The organism is Microbacterium sp. S1037 (genome assembly GCF_048381605.1).
Classification (GTDB): domain Bacteria; phylum Actinomycetota; class Actinomycetes; order Actinomycetales; family Microbacteriaceae; genus Microbacterium; species Microbacterium testaceum_B.
Genome location: NZ_JBLWIG010000001.1, coordinates 1,586,333 through 1,611,579, shown reverse-complemented (window position 1 = coordinate 1,611,579; position 25,247 = coordinate 1,586,333). Strand labels below are relative to the sequence as shown.

31 protein-coding genes are annotated in these 25,247 nt (G+C 67.8%); 18 read left to right on the top strand and 13 right to left on the bottom strand.

Annotation, left to right across the window (positions count from 1 at the left end):
• Nucleotides 1-19: 19 nt before the first annotated feature.
• Nucleotides 20-502 carry a nucleoside deaminase gene (locus tag ACMW4R_RS07275; RefSeq protein ID WP_418299545.1) on the bottom strand — a complete coding sequence of 161 codons (483 nt, stop codon included), beginning with the start codon at nt 500-502 and terminating at the stop codon, nt 20-22.
• 107 nt (nt 503-609) lie between these two features.
• On the opposite strand from ACMW4R_RS07275, the gene ACMW4R_RS07270 reads away from it, so the two are divergent.
• From ACMW4R_RS07270 to ACMW4R_RS07240, 7 genes are all read left to right on the top strand, one after another.
• Nucleotides 610-1,623 carry a phosphodiester glycosidase family protein gene (locus ACMW4R_RS07270; RefSeq protein WP_418299544.1) on the top strand — a complete coding sequence of 338 codons (1,014 nt, stop codon included), beginning with the start codon at nt 610-612 and terminating at the stop codon, nt 1,621-1,623.
• Between the two features lie 3 nt (nt 1,624-1,626).
• Nucleotides 1,627-2,727 carry a glycosyltransferase gene (locus ACMW4R_RS07265; protein WP_418299543.1) on the top strand — a complete coding sequence of 367 codons (1,101 nt, stop codon included), beginning with the start codon at nt 1,627-1,629 and terminating at the stop codon, nt 2,725-2,727.
• Nucleotides 2,724-3,407 (top strand): DUF4956 domain-containing protein, encoded by a 684-nt coding sequence (locus ACMW4R_RS07260; RefSeq protein WP_418299542.1) that lies wholly within the window; start codon nt 2,724-2,726, stop codon nt 3,405-3,407. The genes ACMW4R_RS07265 and ACMW4R_RS07260 overlap by 4 nt, the downstream gene beginning before the upstream one ends.
• A complete protein-coding gene (locus ACMW4R_RS07255) occupies nt 3,404-4,228 on the top strand; it encodes a polyphosphate polymerase domain-containing protein (RefSeq protein WP_418299541.1) in 825 nt (274 codons plus the stop codon). Before ACMW4R_RS07260 ends, ACMW4R_RS07255 begins: the two co-directional genes overlap by 4 nt.
• A complete protein-coding gene (locus tag ACMW4R_RS07250) occupies nt 4,213-5,784 on the top strand; it encodes a carbohydrate-binding domain-containing protein (RefSeq protein ID WP_418299540.1) in 1,572 nt (523 codons plus the stop codon). The genes ACMW4R_RS07255 and ACMW4R_RS07250 overlap by 16 nt, the downstream gene beginning before the upstream one ends.
• Before the next feature lie 123 nt (nt 5,785-5,907).
• Nucleotides 5,908-6,228, top strand: a complete 321-nt coding sequence (locus ACMW4R_RS07245; protein WP_058596392.1) for a hypothetical protein — start codon at nt 5,908-5,910, stop codon at nt 6,226-6,228.
• Nucleotides 6,229-6,438, top strand: a complete 210-nt coding sequence (locus ACMW4R_RS07240) for a DUF1653 domain-containing protein (protein WP_418299539.1) — start codon at nt 6,229-6,231, stop codon at nt 6,436-6,438.
• 46 nt (nt 6,439-6,484) lie between these two features.
• Here the strand turns inward: ACMW4R_RS07240 and ACMW4R_RS07235 are convergent, their stop codons facing one another.
• Both ACMW4R_RS07235 and ACMW4R_RS07230 read right to left on the bottom strand, forming a co-directional pair.
• The gene (locus ACMW4R_RS07235; protein ID WP_418299538.1) at nt 6,485-7,771 is read right to left on the bottom strand and encodes a sodium:proton exchanger; all 1,287 of its coding nucleotides are present in this window, start codon (nt 7,769-7,771) and stop codon (nt 6,485-6,487) included.
• Nucleotides 7,772-8,182: 411 nt separating this feature from the next.
• Nucleotides 8,183-8,794, bottom strand: coding sequence for a LysE family translocator (locus tag ACMW4R_RS07230; protein ID WP_058613234.1), 612 nt, complete (start codon nt 8,792-8,794; stop codon nt 8,183-8,185).
• Nucleotides 8,795-8,912: 118 nt separating this feature from the next.
• Between ACMW4R_RS07230 and ACMW4R_RS07225 the strand changes: the two genes are divergently transcribed.
• The 3 genes from ACMW4R_RS07225 to ACMW4R_RS07215 all read left to right on the top strand — a co-directional run bounded on the left by ACMW4R_RS07225 (nt 8,913) and on the right by ACMW4R_RS07215 (nt 10,250).
• The gene (locus tag ACMW4R_RS07225) at nt 8,913-9,308 is read left to right on the top strand and encodes a MerR family transcriptional regulator (protein ID WP_058628131.1); all 396 of its coding nucleotides are present in this window, start codon (nt 8,913-8,915) and stop codon (nt 9,306-9,308) included.
• Complete coding sequence (locus ACMW4R_RS07220; protein ID WP_418299537.1) at nt 9,305-9,733, top strand: carboxymuconolactone decarboxylase family protein; 429 nt, start codon at nt 9,305-9,307, stop codon at nt 9,731-9,733. Before ACMW4R_RS07225 ends, ACMW4R_RS07220 begins: the two co-directional genes overlap by 4 nt.
• Nucleotides 9,734-9,848: 115 nt before the next feature.
• Nucleotides 9,849-10,250 carry a hypothetical protein gene (locus ACMW4R_RS07215; RefSeq protein ID WP_058596385.1) on the top strand — a complete coding sequence of 134 codons (402 nt, stop codon included), beginning with the start codon at nt 9,849-9,851 and terminating at the stop codon, nt 10,248-10,250.
• A gap of 48 nt (nt 10,251-10,298) precedes the next feature.
• On the opposite strand, the gene ACMW4R_RS07210 is transcribed toward ACMW4R_RS07215, so the two are convergent.
• The 5 genes from ACMW4R_RS07210 to ACMW4R_RS07190 form a co-directional block, all read right to left on the bottom strand.
• The gene (locus ACMW4R_RS07210) at nt 10,299-10,556 is read right to left on the bottom strand and encodes a nuclease (RefSeq protein ID WP_081322739.1); all 258 of its coding nucleotides are present in this window, start codon (nt 10,554-10,556) and stop codon (nt 10,299-10,301) included.
• Nucleotides 10,557-10,658: 102 nt separating this feature from the next.
• Nucleotides 10,659-11,948 carry a PucR family transcriptional regulator gene (locus ACMW4R_RS07205; protein WP_418299536.1) on the bottom strand — a complete coding sequence of 430 codons (1,290 nt, stop codon included), beginning with the start codon at nt 11,946-11,948 and terminating at the stop codon, nt 10,659-10,661.
• On the bottom strand, nt 11,945-13,390 hold the full coding sequence (locus ACMW4R_RS07200) for a phytoene desaturase family protein (RefSeq protein ID WP_058626153.1): 1,446 nt from the start codon (nt 13,388-13,390) through the stop codon (nt 11,945-11,947). Before ACMW4R_RS07200 ends, ACMW4R_RS07205 begins: the two co-directional genes overlap by 4 nt.
• The gene (locus ACMW4R_RS07195; RefSeq protein ID WP_418299535.1) at nt 13,387-15,216 is read right to left on the bottom strand and encodes a DUF3556 domain-containing protein; all 1,830 of its coding nucleotides are present in this window, start codon (nt 15,214-15,216) and stop codon (nt 13,387-13,389) included. Before ACMW4R_RS07195 ends, ACMW4R_RS07200 begins: the two co-directional genes overlap by 4 nt.
• Nucleotides 15,217-15,255: 39 nt before the next feature.
• The gene (locus ACMW4R_RS07190; RefSeq protein WP_418299534.1) at nt 15,256-16,761 is read right to left on the bottom strand and encodes a class I adenylate-forming enzyme family protein; all 1,506 of its coding nucleotides are present in this window, start codon (nt 16,759-16,761) and stop codon (nt 15,256-15,258) included.
• A 305-nt stretch (nt 16,762-17,066) separates the two neighbouring features.
• Here ACMW4R_RS07190 and ACMW4R_RS07185 point away from each other — a divergent pair, with 305 nt between their 5' ends.
• From ACMW4R_RS07185 to ACMW4R_RS07150, 8 genes are all read left to right on the top strand, one after another.
• Nucleotides 17,067-17,447, top strand: a complete 381-nt coding sequence (locus ACMW4R_RS07185) for a nuclear transport factor 2 family protein (RefSeq protein WP_136587130.1) — start codon at nt 17,067-17,069, stop codon at nt 17,445-17,447.
• Nucleotides 17,448-17,506: 59 nt separating this feature from the next.
• Entirely contained in the window at nt 17,507-17,935 is a 429-nt protein-coding gene (locus ACMW4R_RS07180; RefSeq protein WP_418299533.1) for a hypothetical protein, read from the top strand.
• A gap of 145 nt (nt 17,936-18,080) precedes the next feature.
• Nucleotides 18,081-18,359: a hypothetical protein gene (locus ACMW4R_RS07175; RefSeq protein WP_058626158.1), complete on the top strand. Its 279-nt coding sequence runs from the start codon at nt 18,081-18,083 to the stop codon at nt 18,357-18,359.
• A 97-nt stretch (nt 18,360-18,456) separates the two neighbouring features.
• Nucleotides 18,457-18,819 (top strand): GNAT family N-acetyltransferase, encoded by a 363-nt coding sequence (locus tag ACMW4R_RS07170; protein ID WP_418299532.1) that lies wholly within the window; start codon nt 18,457-18,459, stop codon nt 18,817-18,819.
• Nucleotides 18,820-18,896: 77 nt separating this feature from the next.
• Nucleotides 18,897-19,148 carry a hypothetical protein gene (locus ACMW4R_RS07165; protein WP_058596376.1) on the top strand — a complete coding sequence of 84 codons (252 nt, stop codon included), beginning with the start codon at nt 18,897-18,899 and terminating at the stop codon, nt 19,146-19,148.
• A gap of 55 nt (nt 19,149-19,203) precedes the next feature.
• On the top strand, nt 19,204-19,572 hold the full coding sequence (locus ACMW4R_RS07160; protein WP_418299531.1) for a hypothetical protein: 369 nt from the start codon (nt 19,204-19,206) through the stop codon (nt 19,570-19,572).
• Between the two features lie 202 nt (nt 19,573-19,774).
• Nucleotides 19,775-20,200: a RidA family protein gene (locus ACMW4R_RS07155; protein WP_418299530.1), complete on the top strand. Its 426-nt coding sequence runs from the start codon at nt 19,775-19,777 to the stop codon at nt 20,198-20,200.
• A complete protein-coding gene (locus tag ACMW4R_RS07150; protein ID WP_418299529.1) occupies nt 20,193-20,825 on the top strand; it encodes a hypothetical protein in 633 nt (210 codons plus the stop codon). Before ACMW4R_RS07155 ends, ACMW4R_RS07150 begins: the two co-directional genes overlap by 8 nt.
• A gap of 38 nt (nt 20,826-20,863) precedes the next feature.
• Here ACMW4R_RS07150 and ACMW4R_RS07145 read toward each other — a convergent pair whose 3' ends face one another.
• From ACMW4R_RS07145 to ACMW4R_RS07125, 5 genes are all read right to left on the bottom strand, one after another.
• On the bottom strand, nt 20,864-21,064 hold the full coding sequence (locus ACMW4R_RS07145; RefSeq protein ID WP_418299528.1) for a hypothetical protein: 201 nt from the start codon (nt 21,062-21,064) through the stop codon (nt 20,864-20,866).
• 36 nt (nt 21,065-21,100) lie between these two features.
• Nucleotides 21,101-21,376 (bottom strand): hypothetical protein, encoded by a 276-nt coding sequence (locus tag ACMW4R_RS07140; RefSeq protein WP_418299527.1) that lies wholly within the window; start codon nt 21,374-21,376, stop codon nt 21,101-21,103.
• An 8-nt stretch (nt 21,377-21,384) separates the two neighbouring features.
• Nucleotides 21,385-22,041: an epoxide hydrolase family protein gene (locus ACMW4R_RS07135; protein ID WP_242864347.1), complete on the bottom strand. Its 657-nt coding sequence runs from the start codon at nt 22,039-22,041 to the stop codon at nt 21,385-21,387.
• A 139-nt stretch (nt 22,042-22,180) separates the two neighbouring features.
• Nucleotides 22,181-24,160 carry a hypothetical protein gene (locus ACMW4R_RS07130; RefSeq protein WP_153001446.1) on the bottom strand — a complete coding sequence of 660 codons (1,980 nt, stop codon included), beginning with the start codon at nt 24,158-24,160 and terminating at the stop codon, nt 22,181-22,183.
• Nucleotides 24,161-24,393: 233 nt separating this feature from the next.
• Complete coding sequence (locus tag ACMW4R_RS07125) at nt 24,394-25,227, bottom strand: hypothetical protein (RefSeq protein ID WP_153001447.1); 834 nt, start codon at nt 25,225-25,227, stop codon at nt 24,394-24,396.
• Nucleotides 25,228-25,247: the final 20 nt, after the last annotated feature.

Below are 25,247 nucleotides of genomic sequence, written 5' to 3'. Positions count from 1 at the left end.
ACCACGTCCGCGAGCGATCTCAGCGCCAGAATCCCACGTGCGGCTGAGCCGCCTCGTCCTCCAGGTGCGGGCCCGACACCTCGACGGGGCGGGTCCCGTGCGCGAAGACGGTGCGCGACGGGAGGTCGAGCGAGGCGCCGTCGTCCTCGGGTCCGGCCAGGGCGATGAGCCCCGTCCCCGACAGCGCGTAGACCACGCGGCCGATCCCCGCCCAGAAGACCGCGCCGCAGCACATCGCGCAGGGTTCGCACGAGGTGAAGAGAGTGGATGCCGGCAACTCGGCGGCATCCACCTCGGTCCACGCGCGGCGCACGAGGTTCGTCTCGGCGTGACCGGTGACATCACGGTCGGTGAGGACGGTGTTCTCGGCTTCGATGACACGGCCGTCAGCGGTCACGAGGAGCGCACCGAACGGGTGGTTGCCGTGATCGCGGGCGAGCTGGGCGAGCTCGATCGCTCGGCGGAGATGGGCGAGGTCGGTCGCGTCGAGGGTGTCGGCCATGAGTCGATGATGGCGCGCCCAGCGCTCATGGCACACCCATAGGTTCTCTTGGCCGCGGGTAGGGCGCCTTTTGGTCACGGGTAGGGCGCGGCGTCTTCTCTGATGCCATGGACCCCGAGCAGACCACCCCCGACACCCTCCCGGGCGGATCGATCGCCCCGGCCCCGCGCCCCCCGGCCACCCGCGCCCGCGCCCCGCGCCGCCGTGTCGCTCGGCGGGCCTTCCTCGCCGGCGGCCTGAGTCTCGTGCTCGTGGCGGGCGGGGTCACGTGGTGGGCGGCCGATCGGTTCCTCATCCCGCACGTCGAGGTGACCGATGTCGCGGCGTACGAAGCCGAGCACGCCGCCGTGGTCACCACCACCACACCCGAACCGGAGGCGACCACCCTCACCGACACGAGCTACAGCAACGGCTCCACCTCGGTGACCCTCTCGACGGTCACGACCGACACGCTCACGTATTACGTGGCCGACGTCGTGCTCAGTGACGCCACCGATCTGCGCTCCGCCTTCGCGAACAATCAGTTCGGCGAGAACATCACGCAGACGACGAGCGAGATCGCGGCCGCCAACGGAGCGGTGTTCGCGATCAACGGCGACTACTACGGCTTCCGCTCCACGGGGATCGAGATCCGCAACGGCGTCGTGTACCGCGACGAGGGCGCGCGCCAGGGACTGGCGTTCTACACCGACGGGCATGTCGAGGTCTACGACGAGACGCAGACCACTGCCGACGAGCTGCTGGCATCCGGAGTCTGGAACACCCTCAGCTTCGGCCCCGCGATCGTCGAGAACGGCGAGACGGTCGACGGCATCGACGACGTCGAGATCGACACGAACGTCGGCAATCACTCGATCCAGGGCGACCAGCCTCGCACCGCCGTCGGCGTGATCGACGACAACCACCTCGTCTTCGTGGTCGTCGACGGTCGCCAAGAGGGATACAGCGAGGGCGTCACGCTGCCCGGGCTCGCCGACATCATGCTGTCGCTCGGTGCCACGACGGCCTACAACCTCGACGGTGGCGGCTCGTCGACCATGTACTTCAACGGCCAGGTGGTGAACTCGCCCTCGAACGGCGGCGAGCGCGGCACGAGCGACATCCTCTACGTGGCGGGCTGAGCGATGTTCGTGCTCATCCCGGCCTTCGAGCCCGGCCCGCGCCTGCCCGACCTCGTCGCCGATCTGCTCCGCGCCGATCCCGACCTCGACGTCCTCATCGTCGACGACGGCAGCGGGCCGGCCTTCGCGAGCGTGTTCGCGGCTGCCCGCGCCGCGGGCGCGCGGGTGATCGCGCACGAGAGCAACCGTGGCAAGGGTGCGGCCCTCAAGACCGGTTTCGCCCATATCGCGACTCAGGATCCGGATGCCGACGTGGTCACCGCCGACGCCGACGGCCAGCACACGCCGGCCGACGTCTGCCGCATCGCCGACGCTCTCCGCGAAGACGCGGCGCAGGCACGCAGCGCTCTCGTCCTGGGAGTGCGCGGGTTTCGCGGCGACGTCCCTCTGCGCAGCCGCCTCGGCAACACGATCGCGCGCGGACTGTTCCACCTCGCGACGGGGCGGCGCGTAAGCGACACGCAGACAGGACTGCGCGGCATCCCCTCCGACCGTCTCGGCTGGGCACTCGGCATCCCGGGCGACGGCTTCGAGTACGAGCAGCGCATGCTGCTGCGCCTCGGGCCCGACCGGCTGGCCGCGCACGAAGTGCCGATCGAGACGGTGTATCTCGATCACAACGCGTCGAGCCACTTCCGCCCGGTACGCGACTCCCTGCGCGTCCTGCTCCCGGTGCTGCTGTTCGCGTCGTCGTCGCTGGCCGCTTTCGTCGTCGACACGGTCGCTCTTCTCGTGCTGCAGGCGCTGACCGGCTGGCTCGTGCCCTCGATCGTCGCCGCGCGGGTGCTGTCGGCGACAGCGAACTTCGCCGTCAACCGTCGTGTCGTCTTCCGCGCACGCGGCGGACCGATGCTCGCGCAGGCCGTGCGGTACGGCGTGCTCGCGCTCGCGTTGCTCGCCTCGAACATCGCGTGGATGTCCTTCCTCACCGACAACGGACTCGCACTCCTTCCCGCGAAGGTCGTGACCGAGGGCGTCCTCTTCGTCTTGAGCTACGGCGTGCAGCGCTCGCTCGTCTTCCCCGAGACCCGTGACCCCGCACCCGAGGTCCGCACCCCGTCCCCCCGCCCCTCATCCCTCACCCCCACAAGGAGCACCCCATGACCACCACCGCCCTGATCATCGCCGCCACCGACCTCGTCGCCGCCGTCCTCCTCAGTGCGGTGTACTTCCAGCGCCACAGGCGCCGCGACCTCGTGGTCGCCTTCCTCGGCGTCAACGTCGGTGTGCTCGCTGTGGCGACCGTCCTCGGGACCGCCGAGGTCGCCCTCGGTCTCGGACTCGGCCTCTTCGGCGTGCTGTCGATCATCCGCCTGCGCTCGAGCGAGATCACGCAGCGAGAGGTCGCGTACTACTTCGCCGCCCTCGCGATCGGCCTGATCTGCGGACTCCCGCACGCCGAGCTCGCCACCCCGCTCGTGCTCGTCGGCCTCATCGTGGCCGTCCTCGCCGTCGCCGACCACCCGCGGGTGCTGTCGCGCTCGCGTCATCAGACCGTGCACCTCGACCGCGCGATCGCCGACGAGGGCGAGCTGCGCGCCGAACTCGAACGTCTGCTCGGCGGCGAGGTGACCGGCCTCACGGTGCAGCAGCTCGACCTGGTCGACGACACCACGCTGGTGGACGTGCGGTACCGGGTGGGGACGCCCGCGCCGACGGCATCCCTCGACCCGCGCCTCGGAACGACCACGAGCACGGGCACCGGCCCCACGACCGGCCCGGGTCGCACCCCCTCGACCGACACCGAGCAGAGCTTCGCCGACCTGATCGGCGGCACCCGATGAACGCTCGCGACGGCGCGGCCTCCGCGATCGCGGCCCTGCCCTCGGTGGGTCTCGACGCGCTGACGACCGACGCCGCCCTCCTGACCCGCATCGACCGCAAGTACGTCGTGCCGATCGAGGCCACGGCATCCCTTCTCCACGCCCTCCAGCGCTCGGCCGATGCTCCCGCCGCTCTCGAGATCGCGGGCGAGCGCGAGCTCGCCTACCGCTCGGTGTACTTCGACACCCCCGACCTACTGAGCTTCCGCCTCGCCGCCCACGGGCGTCGACGCCGTTTCAAGCTCCGCACCCGCACCTACCTCGACACGGGAGCGGCGTTCCTCGAGATGAAGACGCGCGGGGCGCGCGGCCTCACGCGCAAGGAGCGCGACGCCTACGACCTCGACGCGGTCGACCGACTCACCGCCGAAGCCCGCGACGAGGTGGCGACCGCCCTCGCAGCGATCGGGGTGCAGCCGGAGCGCGCCGACGACCTCGACGCACGACTGCAGACCCTCTATAGGCGCACGACGCTGCTCCTGCCGGGCGAGATCCCCTCGCGGGCGACGATCGACCTCGACCTGCGGTGGATCGACGCCGACGGCGGAGGCTTCACCCTCCCGCGCTTCGCGATCGTCGAGACCAAATCGCCGGGGCAGGCGGGCGCCCTCGACCGGGCGCTCTGGCGCGCGGGTCATCGCCCGCAGCGGATCAGCAAGTACGCCACCGGCATGGCGGCCCTGCGCGCCGACCTGCCCCGCAACCGATGGACCCGCGTTCTCACGGGCCCCTTCGCCTCCAGCCACCCCACCCGAAAGGACACGCCATGCGCCGCCGCCTGATCCCCCTCGCTCTCCCTCTGGCCCTCGCCGGCCTCGTGCTCGCGGGATGCGCGGTCACCGCGCAGCCCACCGGCAGCTCGACGCAGGCGGCCGAGACCTCCGTCGTCGAGACCGTCTCCGATGTCGACGAGACCATCCCCGCGGCCGCCGCCGAGCTGCTCGCCGCGAACGCCGACGGCACGGTCGTGAACGACGACGAGTGGAGCCTCTCGGATGCCGAGACCATCACGCTCGCCGGATCCACCGCCTCCAGCGACTCAGCGGGAGTGACCGTCGACGGCGCGACCGTCACGATCACCGCCGCCGGCGTCTACCAGCTGAGCGGCACGCTCGACGGGCAGGTGGTCGTCGCCGCCCCCGACGACGCACAGGTAATCCTCGTCCTCGACGACGCGACCATCGCGAGCAGCTCGGGCGCAGCGATCCAGGTCGTGACCGCCGACGACGTCGCCATCAACCTCGCCGCTGGCTCCACCAACACGGTCACCGCGGCGAGTTCGGCCGCCGCCGAGGCGAGCGCGGCCATCTACGCCGACAGCGACCTCACGGTCTCGGGTTCCGGCGCGCTGAGCGTCACCGACACCGGCAACGACGGGATCTCGGCCACCGACGACCTCGCGATCATCGGCGGGACCATCACGGTGGATGCCGCCGACGACGCCCTGCGCGGCAAGGACTCGCTCGTGGTGAAGGACGGAACGCTGACGCTCACGGCCGGCGGCGACGCCCTCAAGAGCGATCAGACCGACGACGCCACGAAGGGATACGTGTGGATCGCCGGCGGAACCGTCGAAGCGACCGCCACCGACGACGGCATCGACGCGCAGACCGACGCCGTGATCACCGGCGGCTCGGTTTCTCTCGCGACCGAGGATGACGGCATCCATTCCGAGACCGCACTGGCGATCACGGGCGGCGACGTGACGATCAGCCGATCGTACGAGGGCCTCGAATCGGCCGACATCCGCATCGCCGGCGGCACCACCCGCGTCACCTCGTCGGACGACGGCGTGAACGCCTCGGGCAGCACGAGCTCGAGCGGCGGCATGGGCGGCGGGGGTATGCAGGACACCGGTGAGACGATCACCATCTCCGGCGGCACGCTCATGATCGATGCCAACGGTGACGGGCTCGATTCGAACGGGACCATCACCATGACCGGCGGCGACGTGACGGTCCTCGGTCCGACCGCGCAGAACAACGGCGCGCTGGACTCGAACGGCGGCATCGACGTCTCGGGCGGCACGCTCGTCGCGATCGGCAGCACCGGCATGGCCGAGTCGCCAGACGAGTCGTCGGCTCAGGGCTGGCTCGCCGCGACGGCGTCGGGCTCCGCGGGCTCGACGGTGGAGATCCAGGATGCCACCGGCACCGTCATCGCCACCTACACCGCCACGAAGACCTTCGGCTCGGTGGTCTTCACGTCGGCGGCGATCACCGATGGGCAGTCGTACACCGTGACCGTCGACGGCAGCGCGACCTCGGTCACCGCGGGCGTCGCCGCGTCCGGCGGAATGGGCACGGGAGGAGGAGGCATGGGCGGCGGTCGACCCTGACCGTCACGAGCAGGATGCCGCGAGCCCGGGCTTCTCCTCGGGCTCGCGGCATCCATGCGTCGTGAGCGGAGATCGGCGGCTCTCCGAGGGGTCGCTCAGCCCCCGGCCGACTAGTCTCGACGCATGACCTGCTCCCGCCCGACGTTCGCCGAGATCTCCGAGTGGGTCGCCGACTACGAGAAGCACGACCACGTCGCCCACGCGACCGTGCACGTCCTCCCCCAGGAAGACCCCGAGCACCTCGAGTCCGGGATCGTCGCGGTCCACCTGAACCACGGTCCCGCCTCGATCTATCTCAACGTCGACTGCGACCGGAAGTGGACGGCCGCCCTCACGGAGCGATCCGGCGAGTTCCCGCTCTCCGGCGGGCACCTCATCGCTCTCGGCGAGGAGCTGTTGACGACCGGTCGTCTCTGCGAGTACCTGCAGTCGCGGACGGCCTGAGTGGAGATCGAACCCGGGATCTACGAGCACTTCAAGGGCCAACGCTACGAAGTGTTCGGGGTGGCGAGACACTCCGAGACCGAAGAGGTCTTCGTCTCGTACCGCAAGCTGTACGACGACTACTCGTACTGGGTGCGTCCCGTCGACATGTTCACCGGTGACGTCGAGCGCGACGGGTACTCCGGCCCCCGTTTCCGGCGGATCGCCTAGCGGCTGCCCCGGCCTCGCGACCGAGAGCCGTGGCAGCCGCGCGCCGTCACACGCTCGTCCGCTGCGGGCCGGTCATCGTCGACTCCCCCGACGAGCCCTGCGCCGTGCTCGGAAGCGCCTCGGGCACGAACCGCCGCCGGAACGGCGCCGCCAGGGTTGGCAGCACGCTGCGTCGGTGCACGATGAGGGCGACGACGGCGATCGCGATCTGCACTCCCGAGAGGACGTAGCGTCCCCCGGTGTCGGTGACGAAGAACTGCACCGCGAAGATCGCCGCGAGCGACGCCGCCGACCACCAGTGGAAACGCAGCGCCATGATGATCGCCACGCCCATGACCGTCTGCGAGCCGGTGAGCACGAACTCCTCGATCTGACGCGCGTCGAGGGGAAGGTCTCCCCCGCCGCCGCCGAAGAAGTGCGCGAGCGGGAGCGACCCGACGAGCAGGCTCCACTGGTTGATCTTCGACGCGATGAGCGTGCCGATCGCGGCCGCTCCCATGCCGCGCAGTGCGAACATCACGGCGATGATGAACTCGGGAGCTTCGGATGCCAGGGGCGCCAGCCACTGCACGAGGAAGTAGCTGTCGATCCCCAGCGCCGACCCGGAGTCGACGAGCGCCTCGGCGAAGGGCTCGGCGCAGGCGAGGATGATGGCCGCGGCCACGACGAACAGGGCGATCACGGTCAGGCGACGGGGACGCTGCGGCATGTCGGCGATGAGCGCCGCGGGTCCCACGAAGTGCTCCTCGTCGTCGTTCTCGGCCTGGCTGGCGCGCCAGAGGTAGAACGCGAACGCGGCGATCAGCACGAGGCCGAACCAGATGGGGATGTGTCCGAGGAAGGGGATCGCGAAAGCGAGGACGGCGAGCACCGCGAGGAAGCCCACGTCGAGCCGGGACTCTTCGGGCAACTGCAGGTACGACACCCGCGCAGCCCGCGTGCGCTTCGCCGCCCGATTCGCCACCATCAGCGCCACGATCACGACGAGCGGCCAGCCGAAGCCGAGCAGCAGGCGGTTCGAGCCGGTCATGTTCGCCGCGGCGAACTGCTCGTACGCCGGGTCGTATCCCGAACGGAAGGCGTAGTAGAGGTCGACGGCGTACTCCGGCAGCACGGCGATGAGCGCGAGGATCGCGATCGCGAGCGGCCCCGAGATGTCTTTCTGCGCCGCCTCGGCCGCCCAGGCGAGGATGAAGCTCGCCGCCACCACGGCCGCTCCGAACACGACGAGGTCGAGCACGGCGTTCGGATGGAACCCGAAGAGGCGGAAGACGATGGCGGGCGCCGCGATGAGCAGGCACAGGCCGATGCGATGGATAAGCGCGCGAGGCATGGGTGATCTCCGGTCGGACGCGGCCGAAGACGGTACAGCGACGCTTCGGCCTGGGCGGGCCGAAGGTCTCGCTCGCCTCGCCGCCGTGCGGCCGAGGTGGGATGCCGGGCGATCGTCGTGAACGCCAGTATGTCGACATCGCCGCGGACCGCGCGCGGTCCGGAGCTACTCCCCTTCGTGGATTCCAGCTTTCGACATCGCGATTCCTGAGCGCAAGCTGTGAGCGCGATTGTCAGTTTTTAGGGTGCCCTAACTCTCGTGTTTCCGCGGCCGGCGTCACGCATTCTCAGCGTTTCGGGACCCCGAACGAGACCTGTCCGTCCCGCCGACGTGCCCGACATTCCGGTCATGAGGACTCTTGCCACGGGGCCACGCTCACGCGGTACCTCTGGGACCGATCGCCGGTGGCCCCTACCGCGACTCGAGAGCGAGCCGTCCGGCGAGCAGAACATAGGTCGCCGCGAATGTGCGGCGCAGCCACGCCATGACTTTCGGCCGAGTTATCACCTGGGTGCGCATCGTCGCGGCGAAGACGCCGTAGAACGCGAACACGACGAACGTCAGCGCCATGAACACGAGGCTGAGCCAAACCATGTGCCAGGTGCCGTTGGCTTCGCCTGCGGGAACGAACTGCGGCAGGAAAGCGAAGAAGAAGATCGTCAGCTTCGGGTTGAGCAGGTTGATCAAGACGGCGGTTCGGATCACGCGCCAGAACGAGACGGGCTCCGCGCTCGCGTCGACGTCGATCAGCGACTTGTCACGGAAGGTCTGCCAGGCGAGGTAGAGCAGGTAGGCGACCCCCAGCCACTTGATGGTCTGGAAAGCAATCGCCGACGCGTTCAGGATCGCGGCGAGTCCGGTGATCGCGGCGATCATGTGCGGGATCACGCCGAGAGTGCAACCGAAAGCGGCGATGATGCCGGCCTTCGTGCCCCGAGAAAGCCCGGCGGCGATGGAGTAGACGGCCCCCGTGCCCGGGGTGGCGACCACGACGAGGGTGGTCAGCAAGAAGGCAATGCTCATCGTTGTTCCTCCGAGAGTCGTTGCTTCCGCACAGTACCGCGTTCGCCGGCCCGCTGACGCCGTGCTCCGTTCCGCGCCCGCTTGACTTCGAGCGCGCTCGAACTCTTAGCCTGACCGCATGGCAGACGACGAGACGCTCCTGACCGTCGCGCAGATGGCGGAAGCGACGGGGGTCACCGCGCACACGTTGCGTTACTACGAGCGCGCCGGCCTCATCCGCCCCGTGGCCCGCAACGCCGGCAACCAGCGCCGATACAGCGCGGTCGACGTCGAGTGGGTCGCATTCCTGCTCCGACTCCGCCAGACCGGCATGCCGATCGCGCATATGCGCGAGTACGCCGACCTGCGGCAGCTCGGCGACGCGACGATCGACGACCGCCTCCGCCTCCTCGAGGCCCATCAGATTGCCGTGCGAGAGCAGATCGCCGTCCTCCGCGCCCACGAGAAAGCGCTCGACGACAAGGTGCGCGTCTACCGCCGTACCCTCACCACCCGAGAAGGAAAGAAGCCATGACGGATCGCCAGCAGAAGTTCGCCTCCGGCAAGAAGGTTCTGGATGCCATCGACGGCGACGCCGGCGCGAGAGTCATCGACGCACTGGCCGATGTTTCCCCGGAACTCGCTCACCAGGTCGTCGCGTGGGCCTTCGGCGAGATGTACGCCCGCCCGACCCTCGCGCCGAGGGAGCGCCAACTCGTCACCCTCGGCATCCTGACTGCCCTCGGCGGGTGCGAGCCCCAGCTCGACGTCCACGTGAACGCGTCGCTCAACGTCGGGCTCACACCGGAGGAGATCACCGAGGCGATGCTCCACGCCGCTGTCTATTGCGGCTTTCCCCGGGCGCTGAACGCGACGTTCGCGGCGAAGAAGGTGTTCGCCGCGCGCGGGCTGCTGCCCGTCAGACAGTCGAGGCCCTCGGTCGATTCCCCTGATTTCTGATCAACCACCTCGGAACCCTGTCGAGCGTCGACGACGTCGGCGTAGCATCGCCGGTACGCCGGAGTCCCTCCGCGGCATCCGGTCCCTCCGTCACAACGAGCACTCGGGAGAAGCAATGGACACGATGGCCATGATGAAGTCGATGGACATGGGCGAGATGACCATGGACATGGATGCCATGCAGGAATGCATGCAGTCCCTGAACGCCTGCGCGATGGCCGCGGCGATGTGCGCCGGCAGCGACATGATGCACGGCCCCGAGATGGCCACGTGCTGCGCCATGTGCTCGAACATGGTCGAGATGGCTCAGGCGACGATGCACATGATGATGCGTCCGGCCGGGATGAACATGGACGTGATGAGCGCCATGATGACCGCCTGCATGACCATGGGCAAGGCCTGCGCCGCCGAGTGCCGCGCCCACGCCGACATGGACGAGATGTGCCGCTACTGCGCCATGGCCTGCGACGACATGGTTATGAAGTGCGAGGCCATGATGGCCTCGATGTCTGCCTGACTGCTCTCTTCCCGCGCGGCCGCTGACGTTTCGTCGGCGGCCGTTCGGCTACGCGACGCGCGCGGTCGTGGTGATCGCGGCGGCGCTGAGGAGTTCCGCGACCGGGTGGTAGGCCACCGGCTCCCCTACCGCGATGTCGACCGCGGGTCCCACGACCCGCAGTTCCGTCGTCGCGCCGTTCAGCAGTGCCACGGTCACGGTCGCGCCGTCGGCGTCGACCACGAGGCCGTCCCACCATGCCGAGGGGTTCGAGGCTGCCATGCAGCGCTGGATCGGGTGGACTGTCGACGAGATCGTGCGGGACATGGCTTCACCTGCCTTCGGAGGGGGTTGGTGAAACGAAGCTACGGGATGCCGCAGGCTCAAGCGATCGAAGGCGACCCGAACCGTAACACTCGGCGATCAGCGTCACGAGGGCCGCGGATCACCACTGTCGAGCAGAAGGTCGTCGTAGATCCGCAGGGCCAGCGCCACCTGCAGAGGATCCACCCCGCGCGCGCCGACCGAGCCCTCGAACCGATCGACGCGCTGCCGCACGGTGTTGCGATGGACGCCGAGGTGCTCCGCCGCCCGCACCGCGTTCTTGTCGGCGGCGTAGTACGCCGCCACGGTTTCGCGCATCGAGCGGGCATGCTCGCCGGCACCGGCGTAGTCGCCCAGAACCTCGCGCACCCACGTCGCCGTCGCCGTGGCATCCTTCGTCAGCAGCTGGACCAGCGCGACCTGCGGGTCGGCGTACGACACCACCACGCGATCGCGGTAGCGCGGCGACGACAGCGCCACGAGCCGCGCGATCGCGGCCTGCTCGTGCGTTCGGCGGAAGCCTTCGACCTCGTGACCCGGCTCGCCGAGCGCGATCCGGACGCCGGGCACCGTCGCCACGAGCTCCTCGACCTGCGCGAGAACGCCCGCGTCGAGGAGCGGTGCCCCGAACCACGCCCACGCCGTCGACCGGTCCACCGCCGTGATCAGCGGCGGTGTGGGAGAGCGCACCACCGTGGCCAGCCGGCGCAGCAGAACATCGATCTCGTGCTGGCGCGCCGCTTCCTCGGCATCCACATCCGACCAGGCCATGACCCCGAGGTGCGCCTGCGCGAGCGTGTACCCGGTCTCCGACGCGAATCCGCGGATCGGCAGGGAGTCTCCGCGCAGCACCTTCAGGATGATGCTGGCGTTGAGGGTCGCGCGCGTGCTCCACCAGCGTCGGCGCTCCTGCTCATGAACGCCCGTCACGAGCTGCAGGATCCAGTCGATGTAGCGGTGCACGACATCGGCGATCTCACGGACGACGTCGATCTTGACCCGGTCCGCGACGCCCAAACGCTCCGCTTCGTCCATCCCGAGGCGCAGGAACATGCTCTGCCCCAGGTAGTAGGCGCGCGTCAGAGCCGACAGCGGCACGTCGCGCTGCGCGAGGCGCGCTGCGTACTCCACAGCAGCGGTCGTGGGCTGCAGGCTGTCGAGGTCGATGTGGTTGGCGAGGATGTGACAGATGGTCGTCACGTTGCCTTCGATGCTCGCCTGCAGCATCTCGACCAGTTGCGGATCGCCACCGAGGTCGTCGATACGGGATGCCAGGAGGTCGCGCATCTCGCGGACGATCTCGGGCATGCGCAGGTCGAGCTGTCGCGCGACGAGCGCGAGCAGTTCGGCCACGTCGTCGGCGTGCCCCGCCTCGGACTCGGATGCCGTCGTCACGCGGGCTGCACCTCCGCCGACCGTCCCGTGGGCGTGGGCACGATGCCGCGCAGCGCGCGACGGGCGGCGTTCACCCCGCACAGGCCGTGGATCCCCGGCCCCGGGGGCGTGGCAGCGGAACAGAGGTAGTAGCCCGGCACCCCCGTATCGTACGGCCGCGCCGTGATACGCGGACCGAGTGTGAACTGCAGCGGCGTCTTCGCGCCGGTGAGGATGTCGCCCCCGACGAAGTTCGGGTTCCGCCGGCTCCACTCCGTCGCGGTGATGACCCGCATCGCCAGGATGCGGTCCCGGAATCCGGGCGCGAACCGCTCGATCTGCGACACCACGGCTTCGGTGGCATCCCCCGTGTATCCGGCGGGCACGTGCGCGTAGGCGTACAACGGGTGCACGTCCCCGACGGAGCGCTGCGGGTCGGCGACGTGCTGCTGCCCGACGAGGACGAACGGACGGTCCGGCATCCGTCCCTCGGCGACGTCACGTTCGGCCGCCGCGATCTCGCGCGCCGACCCGGCGAGGTGCACGGTACCCGCGCGGCCGGTCTCTTCCGCCCGCCACGGCACACCGCCTTCGACGGCGAACTCCACCTTGAAGGCCGCGGGCCCCGGGCGGAACCGCCGGAACGCCTCGGCCGTGCGACGGGGCATGCTCCCCCCGAGGATCTCGGCGACGGCGTGCGGGTGCACGTCGAGCATGGCGACGTCGTGCGGGGGCAGGTCTCGTCGGGACCGGATGCGCCTCCCGGTCTCGAACGTCACGCCGCGCTCGCGGAGCCGCGCGATCACCGCCGCGGTGAGCGTCCCCGTGCCGCCCGCGACGACGGGCCACCCCACGGCGTGCCCGGCGGTGATGATGCCCGCGCCGATCCCGCCGACGAGGGGCAGGTCGAGGCGCTGGAACGCGTGCGCCGCGACGCCCAGGAACAGCGCGCGCGTCCGCTCCTCGGCGAAGGCGCGCGAGGTCCACAGCGGGGGCAGCGCCGCGGACGCCCCGAAGCGCGCGAGGAGGAAGGGATGACGAGGGATGCCGACGAGCGGGCGCAGGATGTCTTCCGACAGGGCCGCGAACGACCGCGACGACGGGCCGAACATCGTTCGCCACCGCCACCCGTCGCGCCCGAGGTCGGCCGCGGTGTCGTCGATGGAGCGGCGCAGCAGCACCACGTCGCCGTCGTCGAGCGGGTGGGCGCAGTCGATCTCGGGGAGCACCCAGGGCGATTCCGGCAGGTCGAGGTCGGCGAAGTACGGCGAGCCGGCCGCCATCGGGTGGACCGCGGCGCAGTGGTCCTGGATGAGACCCGCGAGGAGGGGCTCGCTGTTGCGCGCCCCTCCCCCCAGTTCCTCGGCCGCCTCGACGACATGGACGTCGAGACCGGCGGCAGACAGTGTCGCGGCAGCGGCCAGTCCGTTCGGACCGCTGCCCACGACCACCGCTCTCGTCACTTCGGTACCCGCTCTCCCCGCCTCCGCGAGACCGTTCGGACGCTGTTCGTCACGTCGGCCACTCGGCCGGCCGCATCGGCACGCCAGGACCGCTCGAGCGGGATGGGGCCGTCCGCAAGCCACGGCTGGGCGGCCACGGCATCCGCCACGCGCCACCGTCCCCGCTCGATGACACCCCGGGCCGCATCTATCACCTTGTACTCCTGGAAGTTGGCGTGGATGGCTTGGGACTCCACCCATACCACCACGAACTCCCCGGGCTCGAAATGGCAGCGGCTCTGCAGGGCGCGGATGAGCGACTCGTCGTGGAGGTGTCCGTCGCCGAAGTTGAATCCGATGACCGAGTTGCAGGCGAACTCGCCCTCGCGGATGGTGCGCGTCTCGATGTCGGGCAGTGCCCGGTACAGCACCGAGAAGAGACCGCGGCCCTGGCTGTGCATCGAGCGCCACGCCAGCGTCTGCTGCATCGTGATCTCGGCGATCTCGGGCGCGTAGCCGAGCTGCGTGAGCTGATCGACCTGGTTCGAGGTCGGCCGGATGACGGCATCCAGCTTCTTCTCCGCTCCCGGGGTGAAGGTCCACAGCGCCGACGCCCAGTTACCCGCGTACTGGCGCATCGACGGCAGGAACGAGACCTTGTCGGGGCGCAGGTTGCCGAGCACCGGGAAGAAGAGCAGCGCCGCGACGATCCCGGCGAGCAGCCACCCATTCGAGAAGTCGGTGACCGCGTACCCCGACTGCGCGGGGAATCCGAGGAAGAGGAACACCGCGGCGTAGCAGAACAGGGTGTTCCACTCGAGCGGGACGGCGAGCGGGAACGTCGAGAAGATGAACAGGTGGAAGCCGACGATGAGGACGACCCCGGCAAGCGTGACCCAGAAGTTCTGTGAGAACAGCAGCACGAGCGGAACGGCGATTTCGACCGTGGTGCCCATGGCGTGAGCCATGAAGTGCGCGAGCTTCGACGGGCGGACGTCGCGCGGGAAGTCGCGGTACAGCGCGCGCTTGAGCCACCGCGGCGGCCAGAACGGGGTGTTGCTGAGCATCGGCGGGATGACGTTGACGAAGTGCTTGCCGAACTTCGAGATGCCCGCGCACACCCACACGGTCACGATGAGCAGCTTCAGCGCGATGATCATGTCGACGAACGACAGCGTGGCGAAGAAGACCAGCGCCGGCAGGTACTGCTCGATGCGCGAGGCGACCGCGATCGTCTTGTCGCGAACGCCCACGATCACCAGGAGCGCGATCGCGACGATCACGGGAGTGGTCTGCACCAACCCACTCGTGTTCTCGGGGAGCGCCGCGGCGAGCGCGGGGGTCACCGTGCCGGGGAGCACGAGCGCCGTGGCGAGCGCCGCGAGGAATCCGAGGTAGACGACGACATCGAACACCGTCCGGGTGTCACCGGCCGTCCCCGGCACCCACGCCCACGGCCGCAGCCGGATCGTGCCCGGCCGCGCCCAGAACTGGATGCCACCGGTCATGGGCTTGAACTTGCCCGCAGTCGGCCCCCACGAACCGGCCAGTCCGATCGCTTCGAGCAGCATCGTCCAGATGATCGCCTTCTGGTAGACGATCGGCTGATTCCACCACTGGTCGACCTGCCAGAACCATCCCACGCCGCTCGTGGCGGTGATGATGATGCTGCCGACGAGGAGCCAGAGCACGACGATCTTGACGACGTAGGTCGCGGCGATCATGCGGGGTGAACCGAAGCCGTACTCCACCCAGTGCAGGCTCAGCGCCCTGATCCGCTCGCGCAGCGGCTGGTGCAGGAACGTGGTCGTATCCACGGGCGGAAAATCCGCTGTCTTGAATCCCATGACAACTCCTTCGGTGACGGGATGGGGGAAGAGAAGTGGTCAGGCGGCGGCCGCGGCGAGCGCGCGGCGCATTGCGGGCTTGTCGACCTTGCCGACCGGGTTGCGTACGAGATCCGTGACGATGCGGATCTCGGCGGGCACCTTGATCTTGGTGAGACCCTGCGCGCAGTGAGCGCGCAGTTCGTCCTCGGTGACCGCCTCGCCGGGGTGGAGGACCACGTCCGCGAGCGGAACCTCGCCGTAGACGGGGTCGGGACGCCCCACGACCGCGGCCTCGAGCACCGCGGGATGCGTGGCGAGGAAGGCCTCGATCTCCTTGGGGTACAGATTCTCGCCGCCGCGGATGATCATGTCCTTGGCCCGATCGACGAGCGTCAGGTAGGCGTCTTCGTCCAGGATGCCGATGTCCCCCGTCCGCAGCCATCCTCCGCGCATCACCTCGGCCGTGGCATCCGGTCGTCCGAGGTATCCGCGCATGACGGTCGGGCTGAGGATCGCGACCTCGCCTCGCACGCCCGGGGGCACGAGACGGCCCTCGTCGTCGAGGATGGCGATCTGTTGGCCCGGGAGCGCGCGACCGACGGTGCCCGGCTTGCGTTCGCCCCACAGCGGGTTGCACGCCGAGGCGCACGTGGCCTCGGTGAGGCCGTAGCCCTCGAGGATCGGGATGCCGAATCGCTCCTCGCTGAGGGCGAGGAGTTCGGCGCTGGCCGGCGCGGCGCCGCAGATCGCCACGCGCAGCGAGGGGAGGCGCGGAATCTGTTCCCGCGGCACCTCGGCCAGGCGGGCGAAGATCGCCGGCACCGCCGAGAAGTAGGTGGGCCGATAACGCTGGATCGCGTCGAGGAACGTGCCGGGGGCGAAGCGTTCCAGGATCGACACGCTGCCGCCCGCGCTGATGGGGGCGAGGAAGCTCACGCAGAGCGAGTTGACGTGGAAGAGGGGCAGGACGAGCAGCGCCTGATCGTCGGGTCCGAGCTCGATGTGGCGGCGGAGGGAGGCGGCCATGGCGCTGAGGTTGGCGTGATCGAGCATGACGCCCTTGGGCTGGCCCGTCGAGCCGCTCGTGTACACGAGCAGGGCCAGTGTGTCGGGGGTGATGGGCGGGTCGTCGACGGGTCGGTCGGGGATGCGCGCGAGGTCCGCCGGCGCCAACGTCTCGACCTCGACCGCGGGGGCGCCGGCCGTCACGAGCAGACGCGCTCCCGAGTCGTCGAGTTGGTAGCGCAGTTCCCGTTCCGTGAACGTGGGGTTCACCGGCGTGACGGCTGCGCCCACGCGCCAGGCGCCCAGCATCGCGGCAAGGAACGCGACCGAGTTCGGCAGCATGATCGCCACCACGTCCCCGCGTCCGATGCCGCGCGCGGCGAACTGCTCCGCGCACGCGGCCGCCCGCCGTTCGAGGCCGCGGTAGCTGAGTTCTTCGGTCACGTCACGCACAGCGGGCCGACCGGTCCCGGCTGAGGGGCTCCGCCACGGCAGATGCGCGAGGCCGGACACCGAGAGCGGTGTCGTGGTGCGAGTGTCGAGTTCGTCGAGAGACATCGTCGTTCACCTCCCCGCGCCGACGGCTGCGTCGGACGCGATTCGAGCGTTCTGGTGCGCGTCTTCGCGCTCCCCTCACGCTAGAAAGGTCGGCCGGGCAGCACAGTGGCGCGGGTGGCGAACTTCACACCGCGAGGTGTGCACCGTGCACGGGTGGGGCGGTTCGTGGGCCGGCGGGGGAATCCCGGCCTATCGGCTTCCCGTTGTCGGGAATGGTCGTCGTCGTTGAGCGGAACGAGCACAACCCCGTCGGGACTGTTGCAAAGCGCGTCCGGGGCCATTCCTACCCGCGCTAGCCTCGGGGCATGACAACGCGCGATGCGTCGGGGCGCACCGTCGACGCGGCCCAGGACGCCCTCCACGAAGCTATGCGACGCAGCGACACGGATGCCCTGCAGGACTTGCTCTTCGAGGGTCTGACGTTCGAGCTTCCTGATGGCTCGTTGACCGACCGCGAAGCCGACCTGAACGCCCACTCGACCGGAGCGGTTCGCTTCGAGCAGTTGGTCGAGCTGCATCGATCGACACGAGAGCACGCGGGGAGGGCTCGGGTCGACTCATTGATCGACGCACGGCTGATCGACGACGGTCACCACGTCGAAGGAAAGATGAACTACCTCCGCTATTGGTCGATCATCGATGGGCGGTGGCAGGTCGTCGCCGGCAGCGTCCAACCGGTGCAGTGAGTCGGGTGTTGTTCACACACTCACGAGTGGCCTTCCGGGTTCCCGACGAGCTTCCCTCGGTGGAGACGCCTCCCCAGTTGCGTACGACGAAGGCGGAGGCGTTCACCATCGACGTGCCGTCCGGCGCACGCATCGAGCACGGCACAGGCGGCGACGATCCCCTGCTGACGGCGCGATGGAGCGAGGCGGTCGTCCGCGTCGTCGCGCATCGTGAGATCGGCGTGATGACGGTGCGCGACTATGGCGTGGACATGATGAGTGTCGTTCACGCGAGCGAACCGCACGTGCACATCGACCATGTCGAGTACGGAACGCTGGCGGGGATCGACTGCGCCGTCGTCCGGGGCGAGGCCGACGCGTTCGCGGTCGTCGCGATGTGCGCTGCTTTGGGGGCGAATCGGGTGGTTGTTCTCGGCTTCGTTCCCATCGACGACGACCACCTCGCGGACCAGGTCGATGTCGTGCTGGGCTCGCTCAGAATGGCGTGAGAGAAGCAAGCGCGACGCCTTCGCGCAACGGGTGAGGAATCGTTCTGCTCTCGCCACGTGTTCAGGGCGAGACGCGCACGATCGATACGTTGTATGCAGCGCCTTGCCCGAGGACGCTGTCGTTCACGCTCAACGTTGGGTCCTCATGCGTGTGATTCTTTCCCTCGTCACCTTCGCCGCGTGCGCTATCGCGCTGATCGCCGGAATCTCCCTCTTCGCGGGCACGGTTCCGGGTGGGGCGTGCGAAGGAGTGGTGTACGACGCGGCGACATGCGAGAGTCTGCGCCTTCGGCAATCGCTCCTCGCCGCGATCTTGATCGGGTCGGCGGTGATTGCCGCGTCTGTCGTCAGCGGCGCTCTGATCGTCTCGGCGGCAACGGTGCGCGGGCGCCCCACCGCCACCGAAGAGCTGCCGGCCGACTGAAGCCTGCTCATCACCTGAGACAGCCGCGTCCGCTCGGAGCGTGTGATTCTTCGATGGCGGCAGCATTCCCTGCGCGGCCCGGTCTACGGTGAAGAGCGTGCACTCGTTACGCCCTCGGACGAACGCAGACCTGCCTGTCGTCGCGAGCTGGGTTCCCGACGCCGAGGCTCTCTACGCCTTCGCCGGCCCGTGGATGACGTGGCCCTTCCTCCCGAGCGACCTCGACGATCTGCACAAACGACCCGGCGCGACCGCCTGGATGCTGGACACCGGAGAGGGCGAGCCCGTCGGCCACGTGCAGCTCACCCCGGCCGATGACGCTTTGCGCATCGGCCGACTGATCGTCGATCCGACCGTGCGCGGCCATAGCTCTCGCCACCGACACCCGGGAGGCTGGGGCAGCACGCCGAGGCGCACCTCACCGCGGGCCTCGACGGCAACACCTACTCCCTGCCGATGACAGCGAACGCACCCACCGGGCAGACCGGGCCAGCGTTCCGCGAAGCGTCCTTGGCTCGCCGTAGGTACGATCTGCGCATGCGCCAGCCCAAGCAACCGCCGGTGACGCGGACGACGGCGCAGCTCGTCATCATCGTCGGCTCGATGATCCTCTTCGTCGGCCTCGTCTTTCTGACGATCTTCCTGGCGCTGGGAGACCCGACCGTCACCAGTGCCCGAGGTGTTCCCCTGTGGTTGTCCACGTCCGTCTTGTTGGTCATCGGGAGCGCAGTGATCACGGTCGGAGTGGTGATGTATCCGCGAGGTCGTTCGGGCACACCGCCGACGTGATTCGGCCGGTCGCGCGAGGCGCACCTCCTTCCACGGCGCCAGGCAGAATCGGGGAATGCCACCCCTCGCGCCCGACCTTCCCTTGCCCGACTGCGACGTCTGCACGTCGGTCGCCGAGTACCGGATGAGCTACGGCCAGCGCGAGCTGGACATTCGCGTCGCCGAGGATCGGCTCGCCGAGCGACTGGATGACGGACGCATGCATGTCCTCCGCGCCGACGTTCCCCTCCGCGACATGGTGCCACTGGCCGAATCCGACCTGAAGTACACGATCGTCCTGTTCGCGAAGTGCGCCGCGTGCGGGACGACGTGGTTCTACGGACTGTGCATCCGCGGCCGGCCGGCGTACAAGCCGGTGGAGGCGGGAGCCGAGGAGAGGTGGCCATGGTCTCCGGTGCCGGAGCGGGAACGGTGGGCGCGATGACGGGCGGCCGGATGCCGAGGGGTGGGCGGAGCCCTGAGACAGCCGCGTCTGCTCAGAGCGCGTAACTATCCGGTGGCGGCAGCGGCCCGGTCTACGGTGAAGAGCTGCAGTCGTTCGGATTCGCCGCCGACCCCGAGACCCTCGACGCCCCGATAGTGCTCATGGCCCGCAACGTCTGAGCCCGCCCGCGAAAGGTCAGAACATGCCCACCGCCGTCACGCTCATCCGTTCGAGCGCGCTCTCCGACAGCGCGGAGTACGCCTACGCCGCCACCGCTGCCGCCGACGCGCGGCTGATCTTCCTCGCCGGTTCGTGCCCGCTGAACCTGGACGGCACGACCGCAGGCGTCGGCGACTATGCAGCCCAGGCGGCGAAGTGCGTCGAGAACATGACGATCGCACTTCGCGAGGCCGGCGCCGGGATCACGGACGTCATCAACACGCGCGTCCTCGTCGCCTCGACGCGCCAGGCCGACCTGGTGGCGGCGTGGGAGGTCGTTCGAGAGGCATTCGGCGAGCACGACGTGCCGAGCACGCTCCTCGGCGTGACCGTGCTCGGGTACGACGACCAGCTCGTCGAGATCGAAGCGGTGGCTGCGGTGGTCGACCCCGCCACTCCACGTGACTGACGGCACCGTACCCGTCGAGGTCTCGGCATCCGGAACACACTCGGTCATCTCCCTCTCGGAATGCCACACTGACGACGTGGGGAACGGCGGAAAGCGGCGATGGCCACGCTCGGGCTACGGCTGGGGCTGGCTCGTCCTCAGCCTGGGCGCGCTGGTGGCAGGTGGCACGATCGTCCTCTTCTACATCGTCTTCGTCAGCGCCGAATGCCGTCGTCCAGACACAAGCTGGGGCGACAACAGGGCATTCTTCTGCCGCGACTTGATGGGTGGCTTCGTGGCTTCGTCGATACCATGGGTGGTGCTCGCGGCGGTGAGCGTCGCCATCATCGCCGGCTTGGTGGGCGGGACCATGACTGTGCTGCGTCGCGGCCGCCGGATGCGAGGCGCCTGGCTCACGTCGACGGCCATCGCCTACGCCCTCCTCACCGCCGGAGCGATCTGGCTCCCGAACTCCGGCTCCATCGACGCGGACGTCGCCTTCTCCGTCCTGCCGCTCACCGCGCTGATAGCCACCGGACTCCTCGTCGTCTGGGTGGGGATCACCGGCGGTCTCGGGGTGCTCGTGCTCGCGGCGCGGCGTTTTCGCCCGGTTTCAGACGCCGGCGGGACGCGCGTGCCCTCGTAACGAGGGGCGGAATGCGCCCCCGGCGGCTCCCTGGCACCTCACACCGACGCCGCAAGCACCGCCGCCAACCCCTCCCGCAGATCGCGCACGAACTCCCCCGGCATCTCCATCGCGGGGAAGTGGCCACCCGCCTCGGGCGCCCGCCATCGCACGATGTGGCGGAACCGATTCTCCGCCCAGGGCCGCGGATGCTTCTCGATGTCGTGCGGGTAGGTCGTCAGGGCCGCGGGCACCGTCACGCGCAGGTCGGGGTCGAGCGACTGATGACTCTCGAATTAGATCCGCGCCGCTGATGCCCCGGTCGCGGTGAGCCAGTACAACGTCACGTTGTCGAGGAAGCGGTCGCGCGAGATGGTCTCGAACGGCGAGTCGACCGTGTCGCTCCACTCGAAGAACTTCTCAAGGATCCACGCGAGCAGCCCGACGGGCGAATCGACCAGGGAGTAGCCGATCGTCTGCGGCGCGGTCGCCATGACCTGCGCGTAAGCGAGACGATTCCTCTCGAAGGCGCGGGTGTGCTCGACCCATTGCCGTTCGGTGGCGTCGAGCACGTCGAGCCTCAGCCCGGGCGGCGCGATCGGGGTCGTCGTATGGATGCCGATGACCTGCGCCGGAAACCGACCACCGAGCGCGATGGTGATCGGCCCACCCCAGTCGCCCCGGGAGCGAGGAAGCGGTCGCACCCAAGTCTGCTCATGAGCTGGACCCACGCAGCCGCGATGCGCTCGGTACCCCACCCCTCGTCGGTGGGTTTGTCGGAGTAGCCGAATCCCGGGAGCGACGGCACGACGACGTGGAACGCCGGGGTCTCGGCATCCTGAGGCTCAGCGAGCTCGTCGATGATGTCGACGAACTCGGCGACGCTCCCCGGCCAGCCGTGGGTCAGGACGAGCGGGGTGGCATCCGGCCGCGGCGAACGGCGGTGGAGGAAATGGATGCCGAGCCCGTCGATGAGCGTGCGGAACTGGCCGATCTCGTTGAGTCGGCGTTCGAATGCCCGCCAGTCATAGGTGGTGCGCCAGTACTCGAGGAGCTCCACGATGTCGGCGAGAGGCGGACCTTGCTCCCACCGATCGGAGCCTCGCGCGTCGTGGGGTGTCGTCGCGCGTTCGGGGAGTCGCGCTGAGGCCAGGCGTGCGCGCAGCTCGGCGAGGTTCTCGTCGGTGGCGTACGGCTCGAAGCGCTCGATCCGGTCCGTCGTCGTCTGGTCGCTCATCGGCACTCCCCGCCGTCAGGTTGTTGGAACCGCGCCCACACCGCCCCGCACCGCAGGGAGGCGATGATGAAAGAGATACGCAGCTCCAGCGCAGTCACCCGCAACGGTGCAGCGGTCAAGGGCGAGACACCCATCTGCATTACGCTTCAGCGCCGCGGGCAACCTCGGCGTGTCCCTGAGCTGCAGCTTGGAGCAGGACATCCGGGACACCCCCGTCCTCATCGTTGGTAAAGATCCGAACCTCCGATTCGGCTCGAGTCACCGCTAGATAAAGAAGCGATAGGAGGCGACGTCGCTCATGCACCGGAGCGGTGTCGTGAATATTGGGAAGCCCTACGGTCAGTACCGTCTCGAACTGGAGTCCGGCGAGATGTTCGGCCGCGCCGAGAACGATGCCGCGACTTCGATATCCAATGTCATCGATGTCGGCGCGCGCGCTAAGCGTCGCCACATGAAATTTGCCTGACTGCGAAAGAGTCGCCGCAAGCTGGCTATATCGGGGCCAGAAACGGCCATCAACTACAGCTATCGCGACCCGCCCGCGCTGATACACGTCATGAACTGCCCTAACGATGTCGTTCTCTTCAGCGAAGGCGGTGCCCGCATTCAGTACGAGCGGCTTCTTGCCATCCGATCTCGATGACGTGACATTTGCGAAGTCAACCTCCCAATCGTCGCCCAACGCAAATGTCGGAAACGCGTGGTGTATGTGTTTGACGAGAGAGAGAATTTGAGGGGTGAACCGATGGACGCTGGACAACTCCAAGTTCGTCACGTCACCCAGATCTTCTTCCGGTGGGAAGTTTCCTCCCGATTGCGTCGAATCCGCTGCAACTCCAATGAAGACCTCCGAAGGGGATTGTCGCGGATCCATCGCCATGAAAATTCGCGGATACTCCAGAACGTTGGCGGTCAAATAATGGATGGCCTGTCGCTCGAGCGGACTGAACAAATGGAACTCATCTACGAAAACCAGATCGTACCCATGGGTTCGGCGAGCTCGATTCCACGCATGACTTGCGAGGTAGTTCAAGAAGTCGGCGATGACCTGGTCCGTCGTAATCAACTTCCGTTCGTCTAGATTCTTCATGTAACGCACATAAAGACGGAAGATGACCCTGTGATCTCCAGGCGCAACCAGTGGGAGCATCCACGAGGACCGCGGAGTCTGGATATACCGTGATTCCGAGCCCGCCCCGGGGAAAATTCCTGCCGCACCAATCACGGACCCGAATTCGGTCAGGAGGTCCCAGGCAAGAGCAAGATGGTCTCCGACGTCGTCGGATTCGAACCGCGCGCGCAGCTCCGGAGATGTAGTTTTCTTATACGTAACCCAATCCGTAGCGAGGAAGTCAGAAAGAACATCGAGAATCTCGTCCAGCTGCGCCCGCTTGCCAGAGAAGCTGTCGTCGCCGACCACCGCGTAATCGTCGATTCCTTCAGCAGCCTGCGGTGCGAGATTTTCGGCAACTGCGAGCAGAGGGAAGACCTCGATTTCCGGCAGATCTCCGACCCCGAGCATGTCGATGTTGTGCGAGATCTGGCTGGCCAGAGACCAACTGTGCGTAGCGATCAAAACGCGAAGCGGGGAGCCAGACGTCCGCGCAGCGAGCGTCTCACGAACGGCTTTCAGCGTCAGCGCGAGGGTTTTCCCAGAGCCCGCCGGCCCTCGAAGTCGAATCGAACGATCCGTGGGCGCCGCGATGAACGACTGCTGGTCGGGACTCGCAACGCTCAACCACCCAGCCAGCGTCTGATCTTTTTGCGCGGTGGGCGCGAGATGCGGGAGGTAAACCTCTGCGTCTGCCGCAGTTCGAACGCTCTCAAGTTGTGACTGTAGATTCTGTAGCGCGCTATCCCATACTTCAAAGACATCACCAGGCAGGTCAGGAACTTCCGGCCGGAACTCCTCCAGCCGTACCTGGCTCTTTGGTGTGTCAACTCTCCAGAAGACCGTAAGCCCAGGGCCGCGGTTCACACGCTCTGTGATCCACCTGACTCGATTTACATCCATCCCGGGGACAGCGAAGAAGGACACCAAATTTTCGTGCTTGTACTGGTGCCAGCCCCTGGGAAGTGTCAGCTGCGCGGACTCGGCACGCTCGGCGAAGGAGGCCATTCGGCCCAACGTCTCCCGGCGACTCGCAGCCAACTGGGGGGGAACAAACATGTCCCTCCCAAACTTCTCACGCCAGAGCAACACAAGCGGCGTGTCGGCTGTATCAGAGGTCGAAAGAAGAACATCGAAGTGTTCGTAGCTTCTCGCGAAGAGGCCTGGGGCCGTGGCGATGGCGTCAGCCGCTATGCCCGTGGACAATTCTCGAAGAGCTCTTGGCGAGGTAATCAGAGGATTCAAACTACAAGCCTTCCGAAGTCCGATGCGTAGCTGTCTCGAATTCTTTCGTACTCCACTGGCAGCCCAATAGGCATGAAGACCATGGCGAACCGCTGGACTACTGCATGCGTAAACCGATCACTCAGGGCGCCAATCCTGCGATAAGCCGAAGGCGAGCGCGCCGCCGACAAGCTGATGTCTTGCTCCCAGACCTGCTCAATGTGTCGAAGATATGCAAAGTACCCCGCTTCGTAGCCTGGGGATATTTTCCCCAAGAAGAGAGAGTCGCCGGGAGGTTGGCGAAACCTATTCGATAGGACATCCCGCATCGCCGCAGAAAGTTTCTCGGCGGACTTTGGTTGCGCAAATCTCTGCTGCGCCGCCACGATATTCGCGACGGCGTCGTCCAGTGTTTTCACAGGCTCGAGCGCGAAACGAATACCATCGTACCGCGACAACAGATCGCCACCATTTGACTGATCTATCTCTAATGCCTCAAGGATCTCGTCGAAGCCAGACTCGCCTACCCACTCGATTAGACGCTCGATCGAAATCCCTCTCTTCCCGCGACGTTTCAAATCATCATTGAAATCCTCCGCGAGACGGTGAACCGCCTTGTCTCGATGTTCAGGCAGCAGAAGAGCAAGAAGGTAGTCCTCGGCAGGGAGTAGCGGTATGCAGGTGATTCTTCCCGCATTTTTCTGATTTGCGAGATCGCAGTCCGCAGTGAGCACCAGCAGATATCTCGTCCACGCCGAAGAGTCAGCCGCCACTGCCTCGATAACGTCCCCCTGCCTCAGAGGGGCGTCCACGCCCCTGGCCACCGCTTCATTGAAGTCCTCAGCCGACATTGGCCCCCCAGCTCATTTCG